Consider the following 370-nt stretch of genomic DNA (forward strand, 5'->3'; position numbering starts at 1 on the left):
AAAGAAGAAAGAAGGAAGGAGGAGGGAGGGAAAAAGAGGAGAGGGAGAGAGGAAAGGGAAGAGGGGGAGAAGAGGAGAAGGAGGAGAGAGGGAGGGGAGGAGAAAAAGGAAAGGGGAAAGGGGGAGAGGGGAAAAGAAGAAGGGAAGGGAGAAGAGGAGAAAGAGAGAAGAAGGAAAGGGGGAGAGAAAGGGAAAGAGAAGAAAAGAGGGAAAGGAGGAAGGAAAGGGGAGAGAAGAGAGAGAGGGGGGAAAGGAAAGGGAGGAGGGGGAAGGGGGAGGAAAAAAAAGGAGAAAGGGAAAGGGAGGGGGGGGAGGAAAGGGGAAAGGAGGAGGGAGAGGGGAAAAAGGGGAGAGAAAGGAGGGGAGAAAA

General features: G+C 53.2%; 1 protein-coding gene. It reads left to right on the top strand.

Translation table 11 applies throughout. The features are described from left to right. Positions 1 to 370: hypothetical protein (locus tag KH400_RS30120; RefSeq protein ID WP_217228407.1), on the top strand; the 370-nt coding region annotated here is incomplete at both ends.

Origin of the sequence: Desertibacillus haloalkaliphilus, assembly GCF_019039105.1 — a bacterium.
Lineage (GTDB): Bacteria > Bacillota > Bacilli > Bacillales > KJ1-10-99 > Desertibacillus > Desertibacillus haloalkaliphilus.